The organism is Endozoicomonas sp. ALB115 (genome assembly GCF_049310245.1).
Classification (GTDB): Bacteria; Pseudomonadota; Gammaproteobacteria; order Pseudomonadales; family Endozoicomonadaceae; genus Endozoicomonas.
Window position 1 is genome coordinate 1 of the sequence record NZ_JBLYZG010000072.1, and the last position, 22,099, is coordinate 22,099.

The window sequence follows — 22,099 nt, forward strand, 5'->3', positions numbered from 1 at the left end:
TATCCTCTATTCTAGACTGCGTAGCTGAAATTGTCCCGCAAGCTTCCAACCCTTGGTAGCAAAGGGATTTTAGTTATTGCGGGAATTACTGCTGTAGAAGCCGCTGTCAGTTTAATGGGTTTTCCCCTGACGTATGTGACTCCCCAACGCTGGAAACGTTCTGCTGGACTTATGGGAGCTCACAAGGATGCATCCCGGGGAAAAGTGTTAGACCTCTATCCAGAGGCTGACGTTCATCGAAAAAAAGACAATGGTCGTGCTGATGCTGTGCTCATTGCCCGATATGGAGAATCGGTATGAAATTCTACTCAGCACGACAGGCTATTCATGACGCCTATGCAATTCATCTGACCAGCAGGGGTTTTGAAGTTAATCCCTTAGCATTTCGAGCAGGTAGTCAATCGAGCAAACTCGACAACAACCTGTTGATCTGCAATGCCGTGGAAGCTGGCAAGGTGATAGCCGCAGTGGAAAAGCTTGATGAGCCATTTCGCTCCTGGGCAAAGTGGGCTTATGCACCCAGAACTGAGCATTTCATGCCTGAACAGGGTAGGTTCTTTCAGTGGTTAGAGCAGGACGTTACCGAGCAGTTGGCGAAAAGTGGGCGAGATTACCGCGAGGCTACCAAACAAAGGATCAGGGATGTGGTGGCCTATACCGTTCTGGATTATCGCAGTTATGTGACTAATGGCCAGCACCTCTATCCAACAAGCCTGATCATCAAAAAATGCCGGATTCACAGGCAGAATTGGAAGCGAGATTTTCAGCAGTGGCAGGCCGGTTATTGGCGGATTTGTGACGAATACTTGGATAGAAATTCACTTATTTCTATCTTGGTGAAGAGTGGACACAACGAGTAATTACTCTGTCGTTTAGTGGAGAGTTGACAAAATCTATGGCACTATTTTGATGGATACTGAGAATAAGAATTTATCATAGGGAATAAGAATGAGAAGCTGGAAAGTACTTATTTTCGCTGCATTAAGTGTTTCAATATCAGGGTGTTTAAGCAACCCAACTAAGCAGTCCGTTGCTAAAGAACAGTCTACCGAGAAACTGGATGTTTATGGCTCGTTTTCCTACAAGGACGGTAAGTATCAGTTATCACCATTCTTTTATAGTTCGAGATATGCATTGTCCTATGAATTAACGGAAGGTGTTTGGCAGTTCAAAATTCCGAGTTTGGAGCCTGCTTTTGATAGCAAAAGATTTTCGTGTCAGAAAACATTGACAAAAAGCAAGTGTGATAGTTGGGAGAATAAAAATGAACTTTTTCTGCATGTAAATTTCCTCCAAAGTGATTACGGTGATACTCCTAAAGAGGTTAAAGCAGCACAGAAAAAAGAAGCGGAGAAGAAACCGATAACCGCAAAGGATGTGGCAAATACTGCTATTGCGGCCCCCTTTGGAGTGGCTGCTGGTGCGTTTGTTGGGTATAGTTTCCTATTTGCAGGTGCTGTCGCTGCTCCTTTTATTGCTGCAGATGCAATCATAAATCCTGATGATGCATTAGAAAGAAATAATTGGGTAGAATTTAATCATGAAAAGTTCAACAACGTGTTAGTTGGGCTTATAAACTCTGAATATGGAAGTCTTGATAACTTTCATCAAAAAGCCCGTGAAACACATGAGTATGTGCAAGTAATGCATCGCAAAGCAGCTTCTTATGAAGCTGAAATCAAAAAAAAGACCAAGCAGAACATAGGGTTTTTAGCTCAATATACGGATGTTCAATCGATTCCAGAGTTTAAGTTTTCATCTGCAGAGGCGACTTTGGGCTTTGGTATACCCAACTCAGATTTGGAAGCATTTCAAATCAGACAGCTTGATCGTCTCAAAAAGGAATACGAAGGCATTTTGAAAGATCAGAAGTCTTTCTATGAACAGCATGAGGACAGGATTGTATCTGCGTATAAAAAACAGCAAAGAAAAGAGTACGACCTCGCATCCACCTCTGTTCAGATCGATAGATTCATCAAGAAATATCAGACGTTGGATGAGTTGGACCTTGTACCAAAAGCCAGGTTAAGGCTGAAAAATACATTAGCAGCTGAAGAAAAACAGCGGCAAATTGCTGCTGAAAAACGGCGATTACAACAGCAAAAAGAGCAGAAGCAACTAGCTCTCTGGAGGTCAAATATCCAAATTGGTGATGAAACCTTCTGCGGGCCTGTTATCGACATAAATCAGTCAATGGTCAAGATCGCGGTCCGAGCTCAACTTCAAGGATACAGCAATGAAGCGTGGCTCAGAAGGACAGAGCTGTTCCCATCCTCTTTGGGCTGCCTGAACAGGAATGGAACACTGACCCCAAGAGGCTGATTCTAGATTGCTTGCCAATGATTACTGAATCAGGCACAATTTTCCAAGATGTAAAACCTCACCCCGCTCTTCATAAATAGCGGCGTGGGGTTTTTTATTGCCCTAATTTTCTCCCTGTGCAGGACGCACCATGACTGACCTCTCCGACCGTCTGGATCGCATTGATGTGAAGCTGGACAAACTGAGCGAGGCAGTATCCCAACTCGCCAGAATTGAAGAACGCATCTCACACCAGAACGACAACATGAATCAGCTGGATTCCAGGCTGAGTGAGATGGAAGCCCGGATCAGGGCCTTGGAGCTTCAGGGTAGTTCTCGTGGTGTTCTGCTGGCCGGTATTGAACGACTTGGCTGGTTGGTCGTGTCTGCACTGATTGGCCTGGTTGCCTTCTTCTTCAGGAAATGAAGCGATGATTCCAAGGACGGAAACCAATTACATCGTGATCCATTGTTCAGCTACCCGGGCAGATCAGGAAGTCACTGCAGACGATATCCGACGCTGGCATCTGGAAGACAATGGTTGGTCAGATATCGGGTATCACTGGATTATTGAGCGAAGTGGCAAGATTCAGCATGGCAGAGATGCTCAGGTTCAGGGGGCTCATGTTCGAGGTCATAACCATGAGTCCATTGGTATCTGTCTGGTCGGAGGTATTGATCGACAGGGAAAACCAGAAGATAACTTCACTTCTCAACAATGGCTGATGCTGGAAATGCTGGTTGAATCCCTGCAGCTGCGTTATCCAAAGGCTCAAGTGGTTGGTCATTACTATTTCACTCCCTACAAAACCTGCCCAAACTTTGTGGTTGAGCACTGGTTGGAGACCATCGAATGAGCTGGACTGCTGCAATTCCTCTACTGGGTAAGGTGATTGAGCGCATCATTCCTGACCCTGAAAAAGCTGCCCAGGCGAAAAACCAACTGGTGGATATGGCGGTCAAAGGTGAGCTGGATGAACTGGCTCAACGTGCCGGTGTTATCAAGGCAGAAGCTCAGGGTGATGGTTGGTTACAGCGGTCATGGCGTCCCATTGTAATGCTGGTATTTACTGCCCTGATTGTTGCTCGCTGGCTTGGCTGGTCAGCACCGGATTTATCAGAAGCGGTGGAGCTTAAACTCTTCTCCATCGTTCAGATTGGCCTTGGTGGTTACATTACCAGCCGGGGCATTGAGAAGGTGGCAGACAAGATAAGGCGCTAAGGATGGCAGCAAAGAAATACAAAATGGTGGATCGTAAAGTCAGCGACCTGATCCCTTATGTGAACAATTCCAGGGTTCACGATGAAGAGCAGATTATCCAGATTTGTTCGTCTATCAAAGAGTTTGGCTTTACCAATCCTGTGTTGATTGACGAAGAAAACGGGATTATTGCTGGCCATGGACGTTTGATGGCAGCAAAGAAATTGAACCTGAAAACCGTTCCCTGCATTGTCTTGGCCGGACTGTCGGAAGCCCAGAAGAAGGCCTACGTCATAGCGGATAATTCCATAGCCCTGAATAGCTCATGGGATATGGACGTACTATCCCGGGAAGTGGAAGCCCTGCAAGCTGAAGACTTTGATCTGAATCTGCTCGGCTTCAAAGACGATTTCATGGTAACGCTCTTTGATGATCCTGCCCCTGAACCCGAACAGAAACCCAATGGCGAGGAATACACCGAAATTTTCAATATCCTGGTGGAGTGTGACAACGAAGCCCATCAGCAGGAAATCTACGACGAACTGACACAAAAGGGACTGAAATGCCGCGTTCAAAGTTTGTAGTGGAGTCCGCTATCAAGCCTTCCTTTCGCACTGAGAAGGTCAAGGGGATGTTTGATATTGATATGCAGTCGGTGAAGAAAGAGTTCGACGTAGATATTCCCATTGAGGACAAGCCCTGGAATATTGGCCTGATTGTTGGTGCCAGTGGTTCTGGCAAGACGACCATTGCCAGAGAAGTATTCAAGGACTTTGAACTATTCTCCGGTTACCAGTGGTCAGACCGCTCCGTAGTGGACGATTTCAGCGAAGACCTGAGTGCCAAGCAGATTACGGAATCATTGAGCAAGGTAGGGTTTTCTTCTCCCCCGGACTGGTTGAAGCCGTTTTCTGTGCTCTCCAATGGCCAGAAGATGCGGGCAGAACTTGCCAGGCTGATCCTGGAATCTGATAAGCCGGTAATCTACGACGAATTTACCTCTGTCGTGGATCGGCAGGTGGCCAAGATCGGCAGTGCCGCTATCCAGAAGTTTATCCGCAAGGAGGATAAGCAGTTTATTGCGGTCAGCTGCCATTACGATATTGTCGAATGGCTACAACCGGATTGGGTTTACGACTGCAACAAGCATACCTTCAAACGGAGGCGTCTTCGACGACCTGAAATCCGTATCGATGTCCGCAGAGCCGACCAGTCAGAGTGGCCATTATTTAGGCCATTTCACTATCTGAGCAGTGTTCACAACCGATCAGCCCATAAGTACATTGCCGAGATCAATGGTGAGCCGGTGGGTTGGTGCAGCGTCTTACACTTTCCTCATCCGAGCAATAAGAAGCTGAAGCGACTGCACAGAACGGTGGTATTGCCCGATTATCAGGGGCTGGGGATTGGCTTTCAGTTGCGCTGCTATATCTGCGAGTTGTACCGGAAACAGGGCTACAAGGTGAATACCGTTACCACGTCGCCAGCCTTGATTCATGCCATGAATAAATCGGATGAATGGATCATGACCCGCAAACCTGGACGGGTCGGCATGCCTGCTCAGTCGATCCTGAGTAAGCATTCATTTGATCGGTTGACCTGTTCATTCCAATATGTGGGTACGGATTGAGCATCATACAGGATCGGTTCTACGTCGATCTGGCGGGTCATTTGATCATTGCAATAGGTTACAGATCAATATTGGAAACGTCGCATGGTGACGATTTACCGGTGCCTGGTGATGTTCCGATAGTGCATGAATAATCATCAAACTCAAAAAAAGCAGGCATCGTTGCCTGCTTTGTGAGGGGTTGAATCCGGGATTAAATGCGGAATGTCTCCTCTTCCTTTTTGCCTCCGTTTTTAAAGCATTCGGACAGGTCATCAACAGCGGATTTCAATGCGCTGATAATGGCAGTTGATTGAGCATCGGTGTACTCATATTTGTCATCGTTGGCCAATGATGAGATGGACTTCAATACCCGCAGGGCTTTGGGTACACGGATGTTTGCCAGTTCAGCAAATTTTTCAGAATCGGACTTTTTGCTTTTCTTGTCAGTGTTTTTATTAGCCATGGTTTTATCTCCTTTTGCATTATTTTTAGCTGTGGTTTTTGCAGTGTTTTTATTAGTAGTCATGATGTATCTCCTTTGCGTTGTTTATTGATGTCACACTTTAACTATGGGTGAACTGCCGTATATCTCAACTGTTTTTCTGGTTTAATACTCCTTTATAGTTGATTGATTTAATGATGATTTTTCCAGTAGGTAATGGCTTTCAAACTGTCAAATTACAAACAACGTGGGTCCCTGCAACCCTTCAACAAGTGCGGGTGCGAGGGGGCGCGGATTTGCGTTAGTGACAGGTCTGAAAACGAGGTATACCCTTGGTATACTTTTTGGCATTAACCAGCTGAAAACTAATAAGAAAATTTAGTTTCAAAAATGGTGCAGCAGGTATACTTTTTATTCAAACCAGTGCCGTCCTTGGCGGTTGAGTTATTGTCGCTTTTCAAGCCATTGCTGAATCGTTAATTCTCTGGGAAAGCGCTGCTGAAGCCAGTCATCAATCAGCTGCTCTACCAGTTTTCTGAACTGTTTTTCATCCGGGAAATCCCAGGGCTCAAATTCCGGGTTCTGCTCACACAAGGCAATCCAGAGTTGAGCCGCCAGCGTTTCAGAGATTTCATAATCAAATACTCCGGGAAAGCCTTCCTCATCATTTTTGAAATGTTCGATCTCGCTGATGATCTGGCTATAACGGCAAAGGTTATGAATCAGCTCCAGTTCTCCATCACCAAATAATTCTGCTGGTGTGCGGGCCTGGTCGCTTAATCCATCAATAACGCCAGTACAGAAATAGTAATGGGTGATTAATTGTGCTTCATTATTCATGGTTGTTTTTCTCCGTTATTAATAATCGATGGCCAGCATAATGGTCAGAACCCGGATGGTTTTGGTTAAATCCGAGGCATCTTCCGAACCGTGTTCCATATCCGGGGCGTAATAATCAAACATGGCAATGATCCATTCATCTTCAAACTTGAAGCGGAAACAGTCGTGTTCACCATACGGATCATTCTGCTCATTGAAGTGGTTAAACTCGGCAACGGCTTTCAACAAACCGACTTTGTTCTCAATGGTGTTTTGCAGGTTGGCGGTCATCACTATTTCAAACCGGCAGTTGATGAGGGAAAGACTGTTCTTCACTTCCAGATTCACCAGTGACTTTCGCACCGCATCATTTAACGTGGCAATTTCATTCATAACTACATCCTTTATTGATTCATTTTTTGTTGTCGCAGTAGCTCTATAGGGGATGGCCACGATAATTCGAGAAAATTTAAGACAAATGTCCATATTGAATGAGATGGCTGTAGGTATGACTTCCCATGGCGCTGATTTCACAAGCGGAATTTGCCAGACAGCAGGGCTTTACCAAGAGCTATGTCACCAAACTGATCAAAAAGGGCATTGTGAAACTGAAAAATGGCAAGGTGGATTTGGTGCAGGCTGAGCAGGCCATGAAAGCCAATAGTGACCCGGTGACGTTGATCCGTTCCGATCAATCCACCGATCTTGCACCGACACAACCGGGAGCCGTTGACTTTGTCACTGCCTGCACTATGCGGGAGGCGTTCAAAGCAAAGATGGCCAAGCTGGAGTATGAGGAAAAAAGCGGCACCCTGACCGATGCCGCCAAGGTAAAGCAGGATGCGTTCAAAGCGGGGCGGATTGTTCGGGATGAACTGCTGGCTATTCCTGATCGAATGGCGGATGTGCTGGCGGCGGAGGATGACACAAGAAAAGTGGGGGAGCTACTTCAAGAGGAGTTGGAAGCGATACTTAATGCTATGGCTTTACCGTAGTCGTTTTTGAGCGGCTTTATAGGCTTCGCTTCGCTCTCGTTTACCGACACTGATCACAAATACTACAACAACGTCGTCCAAGACCTGATAAACCAACCGATAGCCCGAATTTCGCAGTTTGATTTTGTAGCAGTCTTTCTGGCCGGACAGTTTATCTTTGGAAACTTTAGGGTTCTCCAAGCGTTTACGCAACTTGGCCTTGAACTGCTCTCTGACCGTGGAGTTAAGCTTCTGCCATTCTTTCCACGCCAGTGCAGAAAAATCCAACTTATAGGTCATCGATATTTACCCGAATCCGCTCATCATTTTTGCGTTCTTCGACGATGGCTGCGAGTTCCAGGTCATCCAGAGCATCGAGCATAGCTTCATAAACATGGGCTGGCACTGCATAAAACACGGGCTGATTGCGATTCAGGATGGCCACGGTTTCACCATTGGCTTCTTTCAGAACGGCCATCGGGTTTTTTTTGAGTTCGGATATCCCGGCACTGACATCAGCGAGAATAGGATGGACTGAGGCCATAACTAGCTCCTTTTACGGTTGATTAATAGATCAAATAATAGACCTATTATTAGGTTTCTTCAAAGGTTGCTTAAATGGTTGATAGCGTGTCAGTCAAAAGCCCATATTTTGAAGGCTTCTTCAAAGGGCTGAGGCCGGACACCCGCCTGACCGTTTCCGAGTGGGCTGACCAGAAGCGGATTCTTCCGGCAAAAGCCACCAAAGAAGCTGGCCGTTGGCGAACTTCCCGCACACCGTATCTGAAAGAGATCATGGATTGTCTGTCACCATCGTCGCCTGTCGAGCAAGTGGTGTTTATGAAAGGTGCCCAGGTGGGCGGCACCGAATGCGGCAATAACTGGCTTGGTTATGTGATTGACCATACGCCGGGTCCGATGATGTATGTGCTGCCCACGCTGGATATGGCCAAGCGAACCTCCAAGCAACGGATCGCTCCGATGATCGATGAAATGCCGGATCTGCGGGAGAAAGTAAAAGATCCAAGAAGTCGGGATAGCGGAAATACCCTGCTGACCAAGGAGTTTCCCAATGGTGTGCTGATCTTCACCGGAGCCAATTCAGCAGCAGGCCTGCGCTCGATGCCTGCCCGATTTTTATTTATGGATGAAGTGGATGCCTACGACGATGATGTGGATGGCGAAGGCAGCCCGATCAATCTGGCCATTAAACGAACAGCCACTTTTAGCCGTAACCGCAAAATCCTGATGGTCAGCACACCCAATATTGCAGAAACCAGCAAGATTGAAGCGGCTTATGAGGCCAGTGATAAACGACGCTATCTGGTTCCCTGCAATAGCTGCGGACACTACCAACCAATCGTCTGGGCTCAGATCATTTTTGATAACCATGATCCGGCAACCACCCGGTTTGAGTGTGTGCAGTGTGGTCATAAGCATTACGAAAAAGACAAACCGAAACTGCTCACTAATGGCCATTGGCAGGCTGAAACTGAAAAGAGTAATAAGGTCGCTGGATTCCACCTGAGTTCGCTTTATAGCCCTAATGGCTGGTACAGCTGGCAAAATGCAGTGGAGGACTTTCTCGCCGCCAAAAGTAACCCGGTACAGTTCAAGGACTGGACCAATACCGTTCTTGGCGAGACTTGGACGGAACAAGGTGAGACTGTTGAGCATAGTTTGCTCTACCAGCGACGGGAACATTACCTGGCAGAGGTGCCGTGGTGGGTGGAGATACTGACCGTTGGTTGTGATGTCCAGGATGATCGCTTTGAGTTTGAAGTAACCGGCTGGGGTTCTGGTGAGGAAAGCTGGTCAATTGATTATGTCCGTTTATACGGTGACTTATCCCGACAAGGTATCTGGGATGCTCTGGCCGATATGCTCCATAAAACCTACACCCGTCAGGATGGCACCAAAATAAATGTGGCTCAGGTCTGCATAGACTCTGGTGGCCACTACACCGATGAAGTGTATGCCTTCTGTCGTAAGCAAGGAGCCGATTGGGCGATTCCGGTTAAGGGTTCCTCTCAGGCTGGCAAACCTATCGCCACCTTCCCCAAAACCAAAAACAAGAAAGGGATCTATTTGACGCTGGTTGGCACCGATACCGCCAAGGAGTTGGTCTATCAACGCTACCGGGTATTGGAGCCTGGACAAGGCTACTGCCACTGGCCGATCAAGGACTGCTTTGATGAAGATTATTTCAAGCAGGCCACCGCAGAAGAAAAGATCAAGAAATACCGGCTCGGTGTCCCTTACTTTACCTGGGATGCCAAGAACCGCCGGAACGAAGCACTGGATTGCCGGGTATACTCACTGGCCGCGATCCGTATTCTTCAGCAGCACCGGGGCATTAATCTGGAGCTACTCGCCAAAGGCCGACCAGCACCAGAAGATACGCCTGATCCTGAATTAGAAGAAACCAGCAACAAGCCAAAAACACTCCGTCGTTCATCCCGCAGTTCTTACCTTCAGAGATAACTTCCATGATTACCGAGACAGAATACCAGGTTCTGAAACGGGCAGTGCTGCTGCGTGAGACCCGTACTGTGGAATTTGAAGGCCGCCGGGTGGAATACAGCAGCTTTGCTGAGATGGAAAGGCGGCTGCAGGCCATTGAGCGGGAACTGGTCAAGCAGCAAAAACGTCCGAAGCAGTATGGTATTTATTCATCGAAGGGAGTTTGAGCATGGGATTGCTCACCAACCTGTTTCGTCGTTTCAAAAACTCAGCCTATACCGCTGCCGGTATAGGGCGACGAACCAAAAGCTGGTATGCACCAGGGCTTTCCCCAAATACCGCGCTCACTGCTGATCTGTCCAAACTGATTAACCGCTCCCGGGCAGCCATCCGCAATGATCCCTGGGCCAGCAGTGGTTTGGAAAAGCTGGTGAGCAATGTGATTGGCCGTGGCATTACGCCCAAGTCACGGGTGGACGACGATGGTTTACGGGAGCAGCTACAAAACCTGTTTCTGCAATGGTCGGATGAATCGGATACTGATGGTCTGCTGAGTTTCACCGGTCAACAATCGCTGATTACCCGCGCCATGTTTGAAGGTGGCGAGTGCTTTGTCAGGCTTCGTCCCCGCAGGCCGGAAGATGGTTTATCCGTTCCCCTGCAACTGCAGGTGCTGGAATCTGAGTTTGTCCCCATCAGCTATAACGAAACACTGGATAATGGCCATGTGATTAAGGCCGGGATTGAGTTTAACAAGCTGGGTAAGCGAGTTGCCTATTACTTTCACCGGGAGCATCCCGCCGAGTTTGCTTTTGACAGCACCAGACTGGTGCGGGTGAAGGCCGAGAATGTTCTGCATATATTTGAATCCCTGCGTCCGGGACAACTGAGAGGCCAGCCATTACTGACTCAGGTATTAGTCAGACTCTATCATCTGGATAAATTTGATGATGCCACTCTATTACGGCAGGAGATCGCTAACCTGTTTACCGGCTTTATCAAGAAGCCCTCTCCCGAACAAGACCCTATTGATCCTTTGACCGGCAAGCCGCTGGTGTTTGGCGACAGTGGTTTACCGATGGTGGCCATGGAACCAGGAACCATGCAAGAACTGGCACCGGGTGAAGAGGTCGAGTTCAATAATCCACCGGGTACTACCGCAGACTATCCCAATTTTATGAAACAGCAGCTGATGGCCATTGCTGCCGGGATTGGCCTGCCTTATGAACTACTGTCGGGTGATATGGCGGGAGTCAGTGACCGGGCACTGCGCCTGATCATCAATGAGTTCCGTCGTCGCATTCAACAAATTCAGCACAACCAGATCATCTTTCAGTTCTGTCGGCCGGTCTGGAACCGCTGGCTGGATATGGCGGTGCTCAATGGTTCGGTAGCCATCCCTGACTACGCCAATAACCCAAGAGCCTATCGCCGGGTGAAGTGGATCGCCCACGGCTGGCCCTATATGCATCCGGTTCAGGATATGCAGGCGCAGAAAATGGCCGTGCGCTCAGGCTTCAAGTCCCGCTCAGAGGTGGTCAGCGAATTGGGTTATGACAGCGAGCAGATGGATGGTGAAATCGCCGCCGATAATCGCCGGGCAGATAGCCACTCACTGAGGTACGACAGCGATGGCCGTGATCCGGAAAACAGCAAATCTACCAATCAACCAGAAAAGGATGACAGGGATGAGTCATAACCGACAGTGGTACACCTTTAAAAATGAAGCCAACCAGACACCAGAGCTGTTTATCTTTGATGATATTGATGACTGGTACGGCGTTTCGGCACAAAGTGTAGTGGATCAAATTCGTAATCTGGATGTCTCAGAGATCAATGTCCGCCTGAACAGCCGGGGTGGCATGGTGTTTGAAGGCATTGCCATCTATAACGCCCTGCGTCTGCATAAAGCCAATATCCACGTCACCATTGAAGGGCTGGCGGCCAGCATTGCCAGTGTTATTGCCATGGCTGGTGATACGGTCACCATCGCTGAAAATGCCATGATGATGATCCATAACCCCTATGGCTGGGCACAGGGTGATGCCGAAGCCATGCGCAAAACCGCCGATATTATGGATAAGATCGCGGACAGTATTGCTGTGTCGTACACCGCCAGAACCGGCAAGAGCCTTGAGGATATGAAGGCACTGATGGAGTCTGAATCCTGGTTCACCGCCAAAGAAGCGCTGGACATGGGCCTGGTGGATCAGATTGATGAACCGGTGAAGGCCGCTGCCCACTTTGATCTCTCCATGTTCCGTAATACACCGGATGGCTATGGACGTATCAAGCAAGCTAAAAAACCGGCAGAGCCAACTCCGCCACAGAATCAGACGATGGAGCCGCAACCTCAAATTGATTCTGTGGCTATTGCTGATCTTTGTCGTCAGGCTGGTTATGCGGAAAAAACCGCTGCAATTCTTAAAGCGGCACTGTCGGAAGATGAGGTCAAGGCTCGACTCGCCAGCTATGACCAGATTAAGAACCTTTGCCAAACAGCAGACTTCCCGGATAAGGCAGCGGATTTTATAGAAGACGACTGCTCGGTATCCGAGGTGCAGAACAGCCTGTTGGCATTGCTGACTTCCGAAGATGAAACCATCAACAATGCCCTGACGCCCAAACAACAAGGCCTGAAACCCACCACTTCTGCCATAGATACGCAGGCAATTTACAGTCGGCGTAACCGCGCTTAACCCCTGTCTAATAATATCCCCCAACCAAAAGGACTTTACCCATGAGTGTAAAAATGGAATCGGTCTATACCGGTGAATTTCTGGTGTCTGAAGGCAATAACAGCATCAGTCGTGAGCAGGTGCCATTCGCTGCGAACCTGATTATGGAGCCTGGCACCGTGGTCGGCAAAGAATCGGCTACCGGAGCATTCAAGCCCCTTGATCCAGGTGCTTCTGATGGCACTGAAACCGCAGCAGGCATTCTCTACGCAGGCAAGGTGACCGATGCCTCTGGTGGTGACGGTGTGATTATCGCCCGTCTGGCAGAAGTGGTGGACAGTTTGCTGATCTGGCCTGCCGGGATCACCGATGAGCAAAAGGCGACTGCTGTAGATCAACTGGCCGGGCTGGATATTATCCTGCGCAGTGAATAACCCTTCCTGATTTTTACCTCTGTAACTCACTCTTAACAAACTTCCGTTATCAAGGAGCGATAACATGCTGGATATTTTTAATGACGATGCGTTCAGCCTTACCAGTCTGACCGCCACCATCAATAAGATGGACTACAAGCCTGGTCGTCTTGGTCAACTGGGCCTCTTTCAGGAGAGCGGTATCAATACCACAACCGTCGTGGTGGAAAGCATCAATGGCGAGCTTCGCTTGCTGCCCTCTACCGAGCGTGGCGCACCCGCCACTCAGGCCATTGGCGATAAACGTCAGTTGCGCAGCTTTGTGGTGCCCCATATTCCCCATGACAGCACCATTCTTGCAGCAGAAGTGCAGAATGTCCGTCAGTTCGGCAGTGAGGATGCCATGCAGGGAGTACAGGCGGTAGTAAACCAGCGACTGCAGAAGATGAATGCCAACCATGAGGTGACGCTGGAATTTCTGCGCATGGGTGCCCTCAAAGGTGAAATCCTGGATGGCGATGGCAGCACCATACTCTACAACCTGTTTGATGAGTTCGGTGTTACTCAGCAAACCCATGACTTCAAGTTCAGCAGCACGACCACTGACGTTCGTGCCCAGGGCGTCAAAGCCCGTCGCCTGGTGGATGATGCGCTCGGTGCATTGCCTTACAGCGGTCTCCATGCGTTTTGTGGCTCCAACTTCTTTGATGGGCTGGTCGGCCACAAGTCAGTAAAAGAAGCCTACCAGCGTTGGCAGGACGGTGAAGCCTTGCGTACCGATCCCAAGGGCCGGTTCCGTTTTGCGGATATTGATTGGGAAGAGTACCGGGGCTCAGTGGGTGGCAATGACTTTGTTGCCGCCAATGAGGCTTATCTCTACCCAACCGGTGCGGATATCTTCAGGACCTGGTTTGCGCCGGCAGATTTTGTGGAAACGGTGAACACCATCGGCCTGCCTCGCTATGCCAAGCAGAAGGTGATGGATTTTGAGAAGGGTGTGATTGTTCATACCCAGTCGAATCCACTGCCCATCAACCTACGACCACGGGCAGTAATCAAACTGACCATGAGCTAACCCACAAGCAAGGAGACTGCTCAAATGGATGAAGCCTTCAAAGTGATAGATCACACTATACTTTCAACCTTCGGGCAGTCGGTTTTACTGACGTTTTCAGATCAGTCATCGTTGGAAACCCGGGGCATTATCAGCAGGGAACTGGTAGAGCTTGGCAAGTATGAGGCTGTTCAGGGTGAAGTCACCGTTCTCTCTATGGATAGTGCTATCCGGCTGAAGCGTGGCGATACCGTGTTGGCCAATGGTCAGGTTTATGAGGTCGACCGAAAACTGAAAGACGATGGCTATTTAGCCAAATGGAATATCCATGCTCATTGAACAGGAAGTCAGCGGCGATATTGAAGAACTCACCGCCCTGTTCAAACAGTCCCCGGAAAAAACAGAACAAGCCATTCAAAGAACCCTGTCCAAACTGAGCCGTTGGGCTGAACGGCAAGTGCTGCGTGATATGTCCCGACGCATGAAAGTATCGCAAAAACTTCTGAAGAAACTGAACCGGATCAAGGTAAGGCTTAACAAAAGCTACGGTAGAAAAGAGCGTTACCTGACCATCTGGGTTGGCATTAATGAAGTGGGTGCTCATCGTCTGGGTAACCCAAGACAAACCCGGCGAGGTGTTCGGGTAGGCAGTCACAGTTTTTGGGAAAACAGTTTTTTGATGCAGCCGGTCAATGCTTCCCGGGAACTGATCTTTGAGCGAAAGGATAACTGGCAACACCGTTACCAGCAGTCCAAACGCTCAGGCCGGTGGATGTGGATGGGCTTGCCGCTGGAAAAGAAAACCGTCCGGATCGATAGGGAAGCTGAAACCTCACTGGCAAAAATCAGCCCTCTACTGGTAAACCGGTTTACTGAACTGCTCCATCAAGAACTCAACTATGCTTTCAAGATCGCCTTCAACATCGAACCCTGAACGACAGATTATTGAGAGCCTGCTGGAACAGCTGAAACAGGTTTCTGAACATACTCTGCTGGGTTATTCAGCCACCGGCCAGGAACAGGATTTAGACCTTCCGGCCATCCTGGTGCAGCTGGAATCCATTAATGAAGAACAGCGTCAGGGACAACGGGCAAAATACCGGATGGCGTTCAATATCAGTGCCGTGGCCAAAACCAACAAAGACACTACATACACGCTGCTGGATTTAACCCGTTCCATTCGTGAGCTATTCACTACCGGCCAACGCTTCACTCCAGAAGCCCGAAATATCCAATTCAGTGAAACCCAGTTTGATATTGCGCCAAGCAATGCCCATCTGTCGTTTGCAGACCTGCAAGTGAGCATCGAGGTCGTACTTTAAGGCTCATCAGCAGCCAGCTGTTTTAGCGTTGCCAGCTCAACGATTTCCAGTGCCGCCCTATTGGTTGCATTCAGATAAACGGGCGGGGCGACACCTGCCTCATGAGCCTCTGCCCAACGGGCTGCACACAGGCACCAGCGATCACCGGCTTTCAGACCAGGAAAGCCAAGCTCCGGATTAGGTGTAATGAGATCATTGCCTTTGGACAGGGAAAATTGCAGGAACTCATCGGTCATTCGGGCGCAGACCGTATGACTGCCGGAATCTTCCAGACAGGTATGGCAAAACCCATCCCGAAAGAAGCCCGTCACCGGACTCTGGCAGCAGGCTTCTAACTCAGTACCGAGCACATTGGGCTGTTCAAACACCAGTTCTACCATGTGAAACCCTCCCATGATTAACCCATGACCTACAGGATAGGAGAAAAGCCATGTCTACGATGGACCGTAGCTTTATCGGTGCCGGAAGCATCTACATCAAACCTGCTGATGATTCCGCTCCCCTGCTGCCGGTTGGCAATGTCAGCCAGTTTCAATTCAGTTTCGAGGAAGATAAAAAAGAGCTGAAAAACTATCTCGGCGGCGGTGGTAACCGCAATACCATCAGTCGGATATCCTCTATCTCGGCCAGCCTGATCGCACACGACTTTACCGCTGCCAACCTGTCAATGGCCTTGCGTGGTTCTGTGGCAGTCGGTTCAACGACAGTGGTCACAGATGAACTTCATACCAGCTTTGGCGTTGCTGACGAGCTTATCCCGTTTGACAAGCTTCCCGATCTGTCGCAGTCGGTTACGGTTAAAGACAGTCTGGATACCGTCCTGACTGGCGGGGATGATTATGAATTGACCAAGTCCGGTATCAAGGTCATTGGCGGTGGTGGCATTGATAACCTGGGGGTGAAAGTGAGCTATACCCCACTGGCCACCAATATGGTTCAGGCCCTGATTGAATCGGGCAAAGAGTTTGTCCTGTTTATGGAAGGGCTCAACGATGCGCAGGATGGCAAGCCGTTTAATATCCGGGTGCATCGGGTAAAGTTCTCCCCTGTCCAGAACCTTGATTTTATTTCGGACGACTTTGCCGCTATTGCACTGGAACTGGATGTACTGGCAGACAGTACCATTGAGGGCTCTGGCCTGAGTACCTTTATGCAGATTGACCTGGCGCAGTAACCCACCGTTTGCTTCCTTCCATTCAGCCCCTGACTCCTAAAAAGAGCAGGGGCTTTTTTTGATAAAAGACTATGGCCAATATCAAACAATCCGCAATTCGCTTAGTCCTGAAAGCCAAGGATTTACTGTCCAGGGATGTTAAAAAATCCTCTGCTTCCCTAGATGCCTTCCGGCAAGAGGCGAATAAGCTGAAAGGCCAATTAGAGGAACTGGAAAACCAGAATAAGCTCCTTTCGTCTTTTAAAAAGCAGGCCAAGGAAACCCACGATGCCAGTCGTGCATTCCGTGAGGCTGAAGATAAGGTCGCCAGGCTTGGCCGGGAAATGGGCAAGACCGACAAGCCTACCAAGGCTATGCAAGCGGCCATGGCAAAAGCCCGCAAAGACGTTAAGAAGACCAATACCGAATATAACCGCCAACGGGAGACGCTGGCCAAGCTTCGGGGCTCAATGTCCTCTGCTGGATTATCGACCAAAAACCTGAAGCAGCAGCAGGCCAGGCTTGAGCAGCAGCTGAACGACACCCGGACAGCATTCAAGCGGGCGGATGAAAGCATCAGGCAGACAGCCAGATCCTTGCGTAACAGCAACCTGAAAAAGACTACCAGGGATGCCGAATCAGCAAGCACATCGGTTGGCAAGCTGACCCGGCGTTTTCTTGGTCTGGCAGCAGCCACCACCGGGTTTTATGCCTTAAGCCGAAGTATTCAGGGAGTGCTTAACACAGGCGACCAGTTTGAGCGTTTGGCCGTGCAGATGGAGGCAGTTACCGGTTCGGCTGAAAGTGCCCAGCAAGCCACCCGGTGGATTAAAGATTTTACCCGGAATACGCCCTATCAACTGGAAGAAGTATCGGAGGCCTTCGTTCGGCTGAAAGCCTTCGGCCTTGATCCTATGGATGGCACCATGCAGGCGCTGGTGGATCAGGCATCCAAGCTTGGCGGCGGCATGGATCGCTTAAACGGCATCTCCTTAGCAGTCGGTCAGGCATGGGCGAAGCAAAAGCTGCAGGGCGAAGAGATTCTGCAGATGGTTGAGCGGGGCATCCCGGTGTGGGATTTGCTCCAGAAGGTAACCGGAAAAAACGTTCAGGAACTGCAAAAACTATCCTCGGCAGGCCAGATTGGCCGGGATGTTATGCGGGAGCTGATTCTCGAAATCGGACGATCTTCCGAGGGCGCTGCGGCCAAGAACATGAGTCTGCTGTCGGGTTATGTCAGTAACCTGAAGGACAGCTGGCAGCAGTTTGCAGTGGAGGTAGCCAAGAGCGGGGCACTGGATTACGCCAAAGACACCTTGGCTGGTATCGCTGCCGAAATTGAGCGGATGAATGGCAATGGTCAGCTGACTGAGCTGGCCAAACGGATCAGCGATGCCTTCGTTGCCATGGGGGAAACCATTAAGCATGCCTTTGCTGGTGCATCCATCGATGGCTTTGTTACCAGTATTAAATCTGGCTTCGCCTCCATTACCGAAGTGATGGCTGCGCTGCGGACTGCTTTCGATTTTACCAGCTCCACAGTAAAGGGCTTTTTCAATGCCTTCACTGCAACTGTTAAGGGCTTTGCCACAGTCTATACCGGGTTAATGTACGGCATTGTCAGGGTATGGCAGGAAGCAGCGGATGCCTTGGGCTTTGATGGCATTGCAGAAAAGCTGAAGGGCACCACAGACTTTCTCGGCGGCCTGACCAAGGAGTTTGCCAAACAGACGGTTGAGGATGCCAAGGATGTCCGGGATGCGCTGAGCGGCGTATACAACGGCTTTGCCGATGAAAGTAAAGCAGCGGTTAAGACTGCGGAAGAATCAGCCAAGGCCATGACCAAGAGCCAGAAATTGCTCTGGCAAAATTTCGCAGATGAAATAGTTGATGGTCAAAAGAAGGTAGAGGAATCGGCGGCTGATACTGCCGAGGCGGTTAAAAGTCACTTTGAGGATGCTTCGGATGCCATCAGTCAGGTTAATGCATCGGAAACCCGGACTGAGCTGGCCAGCCTTGGCGTTGCACTGGCTGAAGCCTTCTCGTTAGGCACTTTGTCAGCAGAGGAGTATTACGAGGCTACAGAAGCCAGTCGTCGTAAGCTGGCAGAGCTGAAGGCCGAGGCAGACAATACTTCTGACAGCATTGAAGGTACTGGCGATGCGGCAGAGGAGGCCGGGGACAAGCAAGCTCAATCCTTTGAAAGTGCTCAGTCTATCGCAGGGGTGATGGCTGGCCATTACAACGCTATAACTGCTGAGCTTCAGGGTATGAGTGCGGCGGCGCATGATTCCTTTATCGCCATGCAGCAGGGCATTGGCAGCGTAAATACGGATGAGGCCACCGGCAGTATTGCGGAGCTTCAAGCTGAGCTGGCAGAAACAAGGCAGCGGATTGGTGATTTGCAAAGCGCTGCCAATAGCTTTGACCCGACAGGTATTGGCCGTTGGTTTAATGAAACATCTATTGATGCGGCTTATGTAAAACAACAATTTCTGGAACAGAAAATTGCGCTGGAGGAATTGATTCAAAGCTACGAGCAGGGCGATATTTCGGCAGCATCCTTTGCTCGGCAAGGCAAGGATGCAGCAGGCACCATGAAGTTGCTGAATGAATCTGACCTGAGCCGTTTGAACGACCAGATTGAGCAGGCAAAGGAAAGCATGCAATCCTTGGGGGAGACCTCTCGGGATACCTTGAGCTCCCTGCAGGACGAGCTGGATCGGCTGCAAGGCAGGCAGGCGGATATTGACAGGCGGCGCTATGAAAGCCAGCAGGACGAATTGAAGGAGCAGCGTTCGGCGGCGAAGGATTCTGGCAATACAGAGGCGGTTAAGAATTTAACCGAAGCGATCCGGGTCAGTGATGCCATTTATCAGGAGCAGATAAAGCAGAGGCGGGAAGACCAGCAGAGCGCTGCCCGACAAACAAGTCAGCAGTCGCCAGGATCATCATTACTTGAACCTGCAAGGCAAACTCCACAAAGGACTATCAGACTGGAATATCCGGGTGGCAGTGTAAATGTCGGGGTCGATTCAGGCGACGAGTCTGCACTACTCAATGCACTGCAAGCGGCAGGGATGAAGACGGTATGAAGAAACGGATTCATGTGAACCTTACGGTGCAAAAGTATGGATAGAAACGGACAGCGATGTGCTGCTGGATGATGAATATATAGTTTAAGGGATGAGATCATGCAGCTGGACACAATAGCACTGCCTGATGATTTGCTCTGGATTGATGAGTTTCGCTGGAACCCGGTCGAACAATCAACCGAGCGGAGCCTTACTGGCGCTTTACTCGTTCAGGAAGGGCAGTTAAAGCAGGGCAGGCCAATTACGCTCTCAGGTAATGGTGAAGCTGGGTGGGTAACCCGGCAAACGGTAAAATCACTTCTGGCGCTTTCAAAGTCGGCTGGCTTAACCTTTGGCCTTACCCTTCCTGACAACCGTACCTTTACCGTTATTTTTGATCGCAGCAGTGGTGCTCCCGTCGAGGCCGAGCAGGTGATGACCGCAGCCTATCCTACTGACGATGACTTCTATTTTTTAACCCTCCGCTTGCTGACAGTTGAGCCTGTTTAAAAGGATTTGATATGGCAATTACAAATGATGACGTGAAACTTTTTGAAAGCCAGCGTCTGACGGACGAAGAGGATGGCGGTGGTCGGGTGACTGGTAGTGAAGTGATCAATGGCAACGTTAACAATCTCTTTCAGGACATTTCCCGGATTGACCGAACCATTGGTGATGTGGCTTTGCGGAAGGCGTTTATCGGGATCAGCACAGACAACAATGACATTTACCTTGGTGGCCATTTGATCCTGACTGAGCCTCCCAAGGATCAGAATGTTTCTGTCTTGTTATTCAATACCGATAGCCAAACTGACGAGCGCCTCGATGCCAGAGACCGGATCGAGAGCTATGTGGTTCCGGGCATTAAGGCATCATGGGAGCTGGTGGGTGATCAGCTGGAAGGGCAGCGATCCGTTGTCGGCTATCAGCGGGAGGAATCGGCGGTTCCTGAAATTGGCGAGGTCTATAAGCTGACAACGCCAGATGAGACAGTCAGCCAGTTCATCCGTATTACTGCCGTTGATTATTCCAATGAGATTTTTACCTATTTCACTGGAGCGGAGTATATCGATTTTACCCGGCGAAAGGTGGAGATGCAGATTAGCGCACCTTTGGTGACGAAATTTATCGGGGCATCTCCCGTTCCCGGCGAGCCGGAGGAGGCAACCAGCCGCATTCAGGAAACGCAGATAGCCGATACCAGCCGTTACTATGGCATCCAGTCTATGAGTGCCAACATTACCGCAGGTGACCTTACGGTAAAGGCTGAGAGCGTTTATGCGCCTCTGGTGCCGAGTGCCAAGGTCGAAAGCCCATTACTGGATCAATATGGCGGCTATACCGGCAAAACCATGGTGGCAACTTCGGCCAGTAATCGATCAGTCAGCTGTCGCTTTGTTCATATCACTGGCACCCAGAGCCGCACCTATCTGCAGCGGGGCGTTTTGCCCGGAACCCTGACCCTTTCGGTGGATGGCGGCACCTTTGAAGATAACGGCACAGGCAATCTGATCCATAAAAGCGGCACCAATAATTACAGCAAGCTGACCGTGGATTATGACCTTGGGGAAGTAAACGTCTGGCGAGTAAGCGGAGTTCTTTCGGCCTCCGGTAATGCGACGTATCAGCCAGCGGTGGGGATTACGGGCTCTGCGATCAGTGGTGCTATCCCAATCACAAACCAGAACCGGGGCTTCAACTACACCCTGAACATGGCCGAGGCCAAGCCAAGGCCGGGGACGCTGGTGGTCAGCTATATCGCCCTCGGCAAATGGCAGGACATCCGGGATTCCGGTAATGGGCAGATGATTGGTTCTGGAACTGGCACCATCCTCTTTGCAACCGGCTCGGCGGCAATCACCCTCGATGCTTTGCCCGATCCAGACAGTGCCATTGTTCTCAGCTATGTGGCACAAAATGATGATGAGGTGACGATCAGAACCGGCTCGGTGCCGGTGGATGATATGACCTTCCGGCATACTGTTCAGAAGCCCGGTATCAAGCCCGGTTCCATGACGGTGACGTATATTTCATCCGGGGGAAATAAAACCCTGACCGATCAGGGTAACGGCCTGCTGACGGGTGATGGCAGCGGCGCTATTCATTACGCTCCCGGCGAGCTGAGTTTTAAGCTGGACAACCTGCCTGATAGCGGAACCGAAATACAGCTGACTTATGAAGAAGGCACCAGTGCTGGTGGCGAGGTCATTGTTACGGTGGATGATCTTGGCGTAATGAGCGGCACCATACCCGGAGCGCCTTTATTGCCCGGTTCTATCCAGCTGCAATTTCTGGTTAAGCAGCTGTCCAATGTACCCAACGGTGCAAGACTTGAAGATGATTGGACAACCTATCAGTCCACCAGAAACGTTGCCAAACAGATCAGCGATGATACATCGGGTGGCTGGCGGGGAGTAACCGGCAGCATTGATTACCAGACCGGGGCGTTCACTATTCTGGCATTGGAGAATTACAACTATCCAGAATGGCGGGTAAGAACTCATGGTGGCAATGGTCGTATCAGGGAGGTTGAGGTCACCAATGTACCCAAAGTTCAAACCTTTACTGGCAATACCATTACGGCCATTGCACA

Annotated in this window: 27 protein-coding genes; 21 read left to right on the forward strand and 6 right to left on the reverse strand. The window is 49.8% G+C overall.

Annotated features, from left to right (window positions below; all coding sequences use genetic code 11):
- The first annotated feature begins 296 nt into the window (after positions 1-296).
- From ACO6VE_RS21135 to ACO6VE_RS21165, 7 genes are all read left to right on the forward strand, one after another.
- Positions 297-860, forward strand: coding sequence for a bacteriophage antitermination protein Q (locus ACO6VE_RS21135; protein ID WP_422445485.1), 564 nt, complete (start codon positions 297-299; stop codon positions 858-860).
- Between the two features lie 88 nt (positions 861-948).
- Positions 949-2,322: a hypothetical protein gene (locus ACO6VE_RS21140; protein WP_422445483.1), complete on the forward strand. Its 1,374-nt coding sequence runs from the start codon at positions 949-951 to the stop codon at positions 2,320-2,322.
- Between the two features lie 130 nt (positions 2,323-2,452).
- Complete coding sequence (locus ACO6VE_RS21145; protein ID WP_101746105.1) at positions 2,453-2,728, forward strand: hypothetical protein; 276 nt, start codon at positions 2,453-2,455, stop codon at positions 2,726-2,728.
- Between the two features lie 4 nt (positions 2,729-2,732).
- Positions 2,733-3,158: an N-acetylmuramoyl-L-alanine amidase gene (locus ACO6VE_RS21150; protein WP_422445481.1), complete on the forward strand. Its 426-nt coding sequence runs from the start codon at positions 2,733-2,735 to the stop codon at positions 3,156-3,158.
- Positions 3,155-3,523 carry a 3TM-type holin gene (locus tag ACO6VE_RS21155; RefSeq protein WP_422445479.1) on the forward strand — a complete coding sequence of 123 codons (369 nt, stop codon included), beginning with the start codon at positions 3,155-3,157 and terminating at the stop codon, positions 3,521-3,523. Before ACO6VE_RS21150 ends, ACO6VE_RS21155 begins: the two co-directional genes overlap by 4 nt.
- A 2-nt stretch (positions 3,524-3,525) precedes the next feature.
- Positions 3,526-4,086, forward strand: coding sequence for a ParB/Srx family N-terminal domain-containing protein (locus ACO6VE_RS21160; protein ID WP_163372652.1), 561 nt, complete (start codon positions 3,526-3,528; stop codon positions 4,084-4,086).
- The gene (locus ACO6VE_RS21165; protein WP_422445475.1) at positions 4,065-5,132 is read left to right on the forward strand and encodes a GNAT family N-acetyltransferase; all 1,068 of its coding nucleotides are present in this window, start codon (positions 4,065-4,067) and stop codon (positions 5,130-5,132) included. The genes ACO6VE_RS21160 and ACO6VE_RS21165 overlap by 22 nt, the downstream gene beginning before the upstream one ends.
- 193 nt (positions 5,133-5,325) lie before the next feature.
- On the opposite strand, the gene ACO6VE_RS21170 is transcribed toward ACO6VE_RS21165, so the two are convergent.
- The 3 genes from ACO6VE_RS21170 to ACO6VE_RS21180 form a co-directional block, all read right to left on the reverse strand.
- Entirely contained in the window at positions 5,326-5,640 is a 315-nt protein-coding gene (locus ACO6VE_RS21170; RefSeq protein WP_422445473.1) for a hypothetical protein, read from the reverse strand.
- Between the two features lie 360 nt (positions 5,641-6,000).
- Entirely contained in the window at positions 6,001-6,396 is a 396-nt protein-coding gene (locus ACO6VE_RS21175) for a hypothetical protein (RefSeq protein WP_422463293.1), read from the reverse strand.
- Positions 6,397-6,414: 18 nt separating this feature from the next.
- A complete protein-coding gene (locus ACO6VE_RS21180) occupies positions 6,415-6,768 on the reverse strand; it encodes a DUF3768 domain-containing protein (protein ID WP_422445469.1) in 354 nt (117 codons plus the stop codon).
- Between the two features lie 125 nt (positions 6,769-6,893).
- On the opposite strand from ACO6VE_RS21180, the gene ACO6VE_RS21185 reads away from it, so the two are divergent.
- Positions 6,894-7,370, forward strand: coding sequence for a hypothetical protein (locus tag ACO6VE_RS21185; protein ID WP_422445467.1), 477 nt, complete (start codon positions 6,894-6,896; stop codon positions 7,368-7,370).
- On the opposite strand, the gene ACO6VE_RS21190 is transcribed toward ACO6VE_RS21185, so the two are convergent.
- Together ACO6VE_RS21190 and ACO6VE_RS21195 are read right to left on the reverse strand one after the other, a co-directional pair.
- Positions 7,362-7,649: a type II toxin-antitoxin system RelE family toxin gene (locus ACO6VE_RS21190; protein ID WP_422445465.1), complete on the reverse strand. Its 288-nt coding sequence runs from the start codon at positions 7,647-7,649 to the stop codon at positions 7,362-7,364. The genes ACO6VE_RS21185 and ACO6VE_RS21190 overlap by 9 nt on opposite strands.
- Positions 7,639-7,893, reverse strand: coding sequence for a type II toxin-antitoxin system Phd/YefM family antitoxin (locus ACO6VE_RS21195; RefSeq protein WP_163373296.1), 255 nt, complete (start codon positions 7,891-7,893; stop codon positions 7,639-7,641). Before ACO6VE_RS21195 ends, ACO6VE_RS21190 begins: the two co-directional genes overlap by 11 nt.
- A gap of 74 nt (positions 7,894-7,967) precedes the next feature.
- Between ACO6VE_RS21195 and ACO6VE_RS21200 the strand changes: the two genes are divergently transcribed.
- From ACO6VE_RS21200 to ACO6VE_RS21240, 9 genes are all read left to right on the forward strand, one after another.
- Positions 7,968-9,833, forward strand: a complete 1,866-nt coding sequence (locus ACO6VE_RS21200) for a phage terminase large subunit family protein (protein WP_422463295.1) — start codon at positions 7,968-7,970, stop codon at positions 9,831-9,833.
- A 5-nt stretch (positions 9,834-9,838) separates the two neighbouring features.
- Positions 9,839-10,039, forward strand: coding sequence for a phage head-tail joining protein (locus ACO6VE_RS21205; protein ID WP_422445460.1), 201 nt, complete (start codon positions 9,839-9,841; stop codon positions 10,037-10,039).
- 2 nt (positions 10,040-10,041) lie between these two features.
- Complete coding sequence (locus ACO6VE_RS21210) at positions 10,042-11,511, forward strand: phage portal protein (RefSeq protein WP_422463297.1); 1,470 nt, start codon at positions 10,042-10,044, stop codon at positions 11,509-11,511.
- Positions 11,501-12,511 (forward strand): head maturation protease, ClpP-related, encoded by a 1,011-nt coding sequence (locus ACO6VE_RS21215; protein WP_422463299.1) that lies wholly within the window; start codon positions 11,501-11,503, stop codon positions 12,509-12,511. The genes ACO6VE_RS21210 and ACO6VE_RS21215 overlap by 11 nt, the downstream gene beginning before the upstream one ends.
- Positions 12,512-12,552: 41 nt before the next feature.
- The gene (locus ACO6VE_RS21220; RefSeq protein WP_422463301.1) at positions 12,553-12,924 is read left to right on the forward strand and encodes a head decoration protein; all 372 of its coding nucleotides are present in this window, start codon (positions 12,553-12,555) and stop codon (positions 12,922-12,924) included.
- Positions 12,925-12,988: 64 nt separating this feature from the next.
- A complete protein-coding gene (locus tag ACO6VE_RS21225; protein ID WP_422463303.1) occupies positions 12,989-13,978 on the forward strand; it encodes a major capsid protein in 990 nt (329 codons plus the stop codon).
- A gap of 24 nt (positions 13,979-14,002) precedes the next feature.
- Positions 14,003-14,296, forward strand: coding sequence for a head-tail joining protein (locus tag ACO6VE_RS21230; RefSeq protein WP_422463305.1), 294 nt, complete (start codon positions 14,003-14,005; stop codon positions 14,294-14,296).
- Entirely contained in the window at positions 14,286-14,891 is a 606-nt protein-coding gene (locus ACO6VE_RS21235; protein WP_422463307.1) for a hypothetical protein, read from the forward strand. Before ACO6VE_RS21230 ends, ACO6VE_RS21235 begins: the two co-directional genes overlap by 11 nt.
- Complete coding sequence (locus ACO6VE_RS21240; protein ID WP_269674013.1) at positions 14,857-15,279, forward strand: phage tail terminator family protein; 423 nt, start codon at positions 14,857-14,859, stop codon at positions 15,277-15,279. Before ACO6VE_RS21235 ends, ACO6VE_RS21240 begins: the two co-directional genes overlap by 35 nt.
- Here the strand turns inward: ACO6VE_RS21240 and ACO6VE_RS21245 are convergent.
- Positions 15,276-15,674, reverse strand: coding sequence for a DUF2237 family protein (locus ACO6VE_RS21245; protein WP_241693514.1), 399 nt, complete (start codon positions 15,672-15,674; stop codon positions 15,276-15,278). The two genes, ACO6VE_RS21240 and ACO6VE_RS21245, sit on opposite strands and share 4 nt — an antisense overlap.
- Before the next feature lie 35 nt (positions 15,675-15,709).
- Here ACO6VE_RS21245 and ACO6VE_RS21250 point away from each other — a divergent pair, with 35 nt between their 5' ends.
- The 4 genes from ACO6VE_RS21250 to ACO6VE_RS21265 form a co-directional block, all read left to right on the forward strand.
- Positions 15,710-16,453 carry a hypothetical protein gene (locus ACO6VE_RS21250; protein WP_422463309.1) on the forward strand — a complete coding sequence of 248 codons (744 nt, stop codon included), beginning with the start codon at positions 15,710-15,712 and terminating at the stop codon, positions 16,451-16,453.
- Positions 16,454-16,524: 71 nt separating this feature from the next.
- Entirely contained in the window at positions 16,525-19,527 is a 3,003-nt protein-coding gene (locus tag ACO6VE_RS21255; protein WP_422463311.1) for a tape measure protein, read from the forward strand.
- A gap of 99 nt (positions 19,528-19,626) precedes the next feature.
- Positions 19,627-20,016: a hypothetical protein gene (locus ACO6VE_RS21260; RefSeq protein ID WP_422463313.1), complete on the forward strand. Its 390-nt coding sequence runs from the start codon at positions 19,627-19,629 to the stop codon at positions 20,014-20,016.
- A gap of 11 nt (positions 20,017-20,027) precedes the next feature.
- Positions 20,028-22,099, forward strand: a 2,072-nt coding sequence (locus tag ACO6VE_RS21265; protein WP_422463315.1) for a hypothetical protein, incomplete at its 3' end; no start/stop codon positions are given.

Excerpts from the sequence above, each read along its gene's own strand:
- ACO6VE_RS21135 (WP_422445485.1), top strand. The coding sequence starts at position 297 with ATGAAATTCTACTCAGCACGACAGGCTATTCATGACGCCTATGCAATT.
- ACO6VE_RS21140 (WP_422445483.1), top strand. The coding sequence starts at position 949 with ATGAGAAGCTGGAAAGTACTTATTTTCGCTGCATTAAGTGTTTCAATA.
- ACO6VE_RS21145 (WP_101746105.1), top strand. The coding sequence starts at position 2,453 with ATGACTGACCTCTCCGACCGTCTGGATCGCATTGATGTGAAGCTGGAC.
- ACO6VE_RS21150 (WP_422445481.1), top strand. The coding sequence starts at position 2,733 with ATGATTCCAAGGACGGAAACCAATTACATCGTGATCCATTGTTCAGCT.
- ACO6VE_RS21155 (WP_422445479.1), top strand. The coding sequence starts at position 3,155 with ATGAGCTGGACTGCTGCAATTCCTCTACTGGGTAAGGTGATTGAGCGC.
- ACO6VE_RS21160 (WP_163372652.1), top strand. The coding sequence starts at position 3,526 with ATGGCAGCAAAGAAATACAAAATGGTGGATCGTAAAGTCAGCGACCTG.
- ACO6VE_RS21165 (WP_422445475.1), top strand. The coding sequence starts at position 4,065 with ATGCCGCGTTCAAAGTTTGTAGTGGAGTCCGCTATCAAGCCTTCCTTT.
- ACO6VE_RS21170 (WP_422445473.1), bottom strand. The coding sequence starts at position 5,640 with ATGACTACTAATAAAAACACTGCAAAAACCACAGCTAAAAATAATGCA.
- ACO6VE_RS21175 (WP_422463293.1), bottom strand. The coding sequence starts at position 6,396 with ATGAATAATGAAGCACAATTAATCACCCATTACTATTTCTGTACTGGC.
- ACO6VE_RS21180 (WP_422445469.1), bottom strand. The coding sequence starts at position 6,768 with ATGAATGAAATTGCCACGTTAAATGATGCGGTGCGAAAGTCACTGGTG.
- ACO6VE_RS21185 (WP_422445467.1), top strand. The coding sequence starts at position 6,894 with ATGGCGCTGATTTCACAAGCGGAATTTGCCAGACAGCAGGGCTTTACC.
- ACO6VE_RS21190 (WP_422445465.1), bottom strand. The coding sequence starts at position 7,649 with ATGACCTATAAGTTGGATTTTTCTGCACTGGCGTGGAAAGAATGGCAG.
- ACO6VE_RS21195 (WP_163373296.1), bottom strand. The coding sequence starts at position 7,893 with ATGGCCTCAGTCCATCCTATTCTCGCTGATGTCAGTGCCGGGATATCC.
- ACO6VE_RS21200 (WP_422463295.1), top strand. The coding sequence starts at position 7,968 with ATGGTTGATAGCGTGTCAGTCAAAAGCCCATATTTTGAAGGCTTCTTC.
- ACO6VE_RS21205 (WP_422445460.1), top strand. The coding sequence starts at position 9,839 with ATGATTACCGAGACAGAATACCAGGTTCTGAAACGGGCAGTGCTGCTG.
- ACO6VE_RS21210 (WP_422463297.1), top strand. The coding sequence starts at position 10,042 with ATGGGATTGCTCACCAACCTGTTTCGTCGTTTCAAAAACTCAGCCTAT.
- ACO6VE_RS21215 (WP_422463299.1), top strand. The coding sequence starts at position 11,501 with ATGAGTCATAACCGACAGTGGTACACCTTTAAAAATGAAGCCAACCAG.
- ACO6VE_RS21220 (WP_422463301.1), top strand. The coding sequence starts at position 12,553 with ATGAGTGTAAAAATGGAATCGGTCTATACCGGTGAATTTCTGGTGTCT.
- ACO6VE_RS21225 (WP_422463303.1), top strand. The coding sequence starts at position 12,989 with ATGCTGGATATTTTTAATGACGATGCGTTCAGCCTTACCAGTCTGACC.
- ACO6VE_RS21230 (WP_422463305.1), top strand. The coding sequence starts at position 14,003 with ATGGATGAAGCCTTCAAAGTGATAGATCACACTATACTTTCAACCTTC.
- ACO6VE_RS21235 (WP_422463307.1), top strand. The coding sequence starts at position 14,286 with ATGCTCATTGAACAGGAAGTCAGCGGCGATATTGAAGAACTCACCGCC.
- ACO6VE_RS21240 (WP_269674013.1), top strand. The coding sequence starts at position 14,857 with ATGCTTTCAAGATCGCCTTCAACATCGAACCCTGAACGACAGATTATT.
- ACO6VE_RS21245 (WP_241693514.1), bottom strand. The coding sequence starts at position 15,674 with ATGGGAGGGTTTCACATGGTAGAACTGGTGTTTGAACAGCCCAATGTG.
- ACO6VE_RS21250 (WP_422463309.1), top strand. The coding sequence starts at position 15,710 with ATGTCTACGATGGACCGTAGCTTTATCGGTGCCGGAAGCATCTACATC.
- ACO6VE_RS21255 (WP_422463311.1), top strand. The coding sequence starts at position 16,525 with ATGGCCAATATCAAACAATCCGCAATTCGCTTAGTCCTGAAAGCCAAG.
- ACO6VE_RS21260 (WP_422463313.1), top strand. The coding sequence starts at position 19,627 with ATGCAGCTGGACACAATAGCACTGCCTGATGATTTGCTCTGGATTGAT.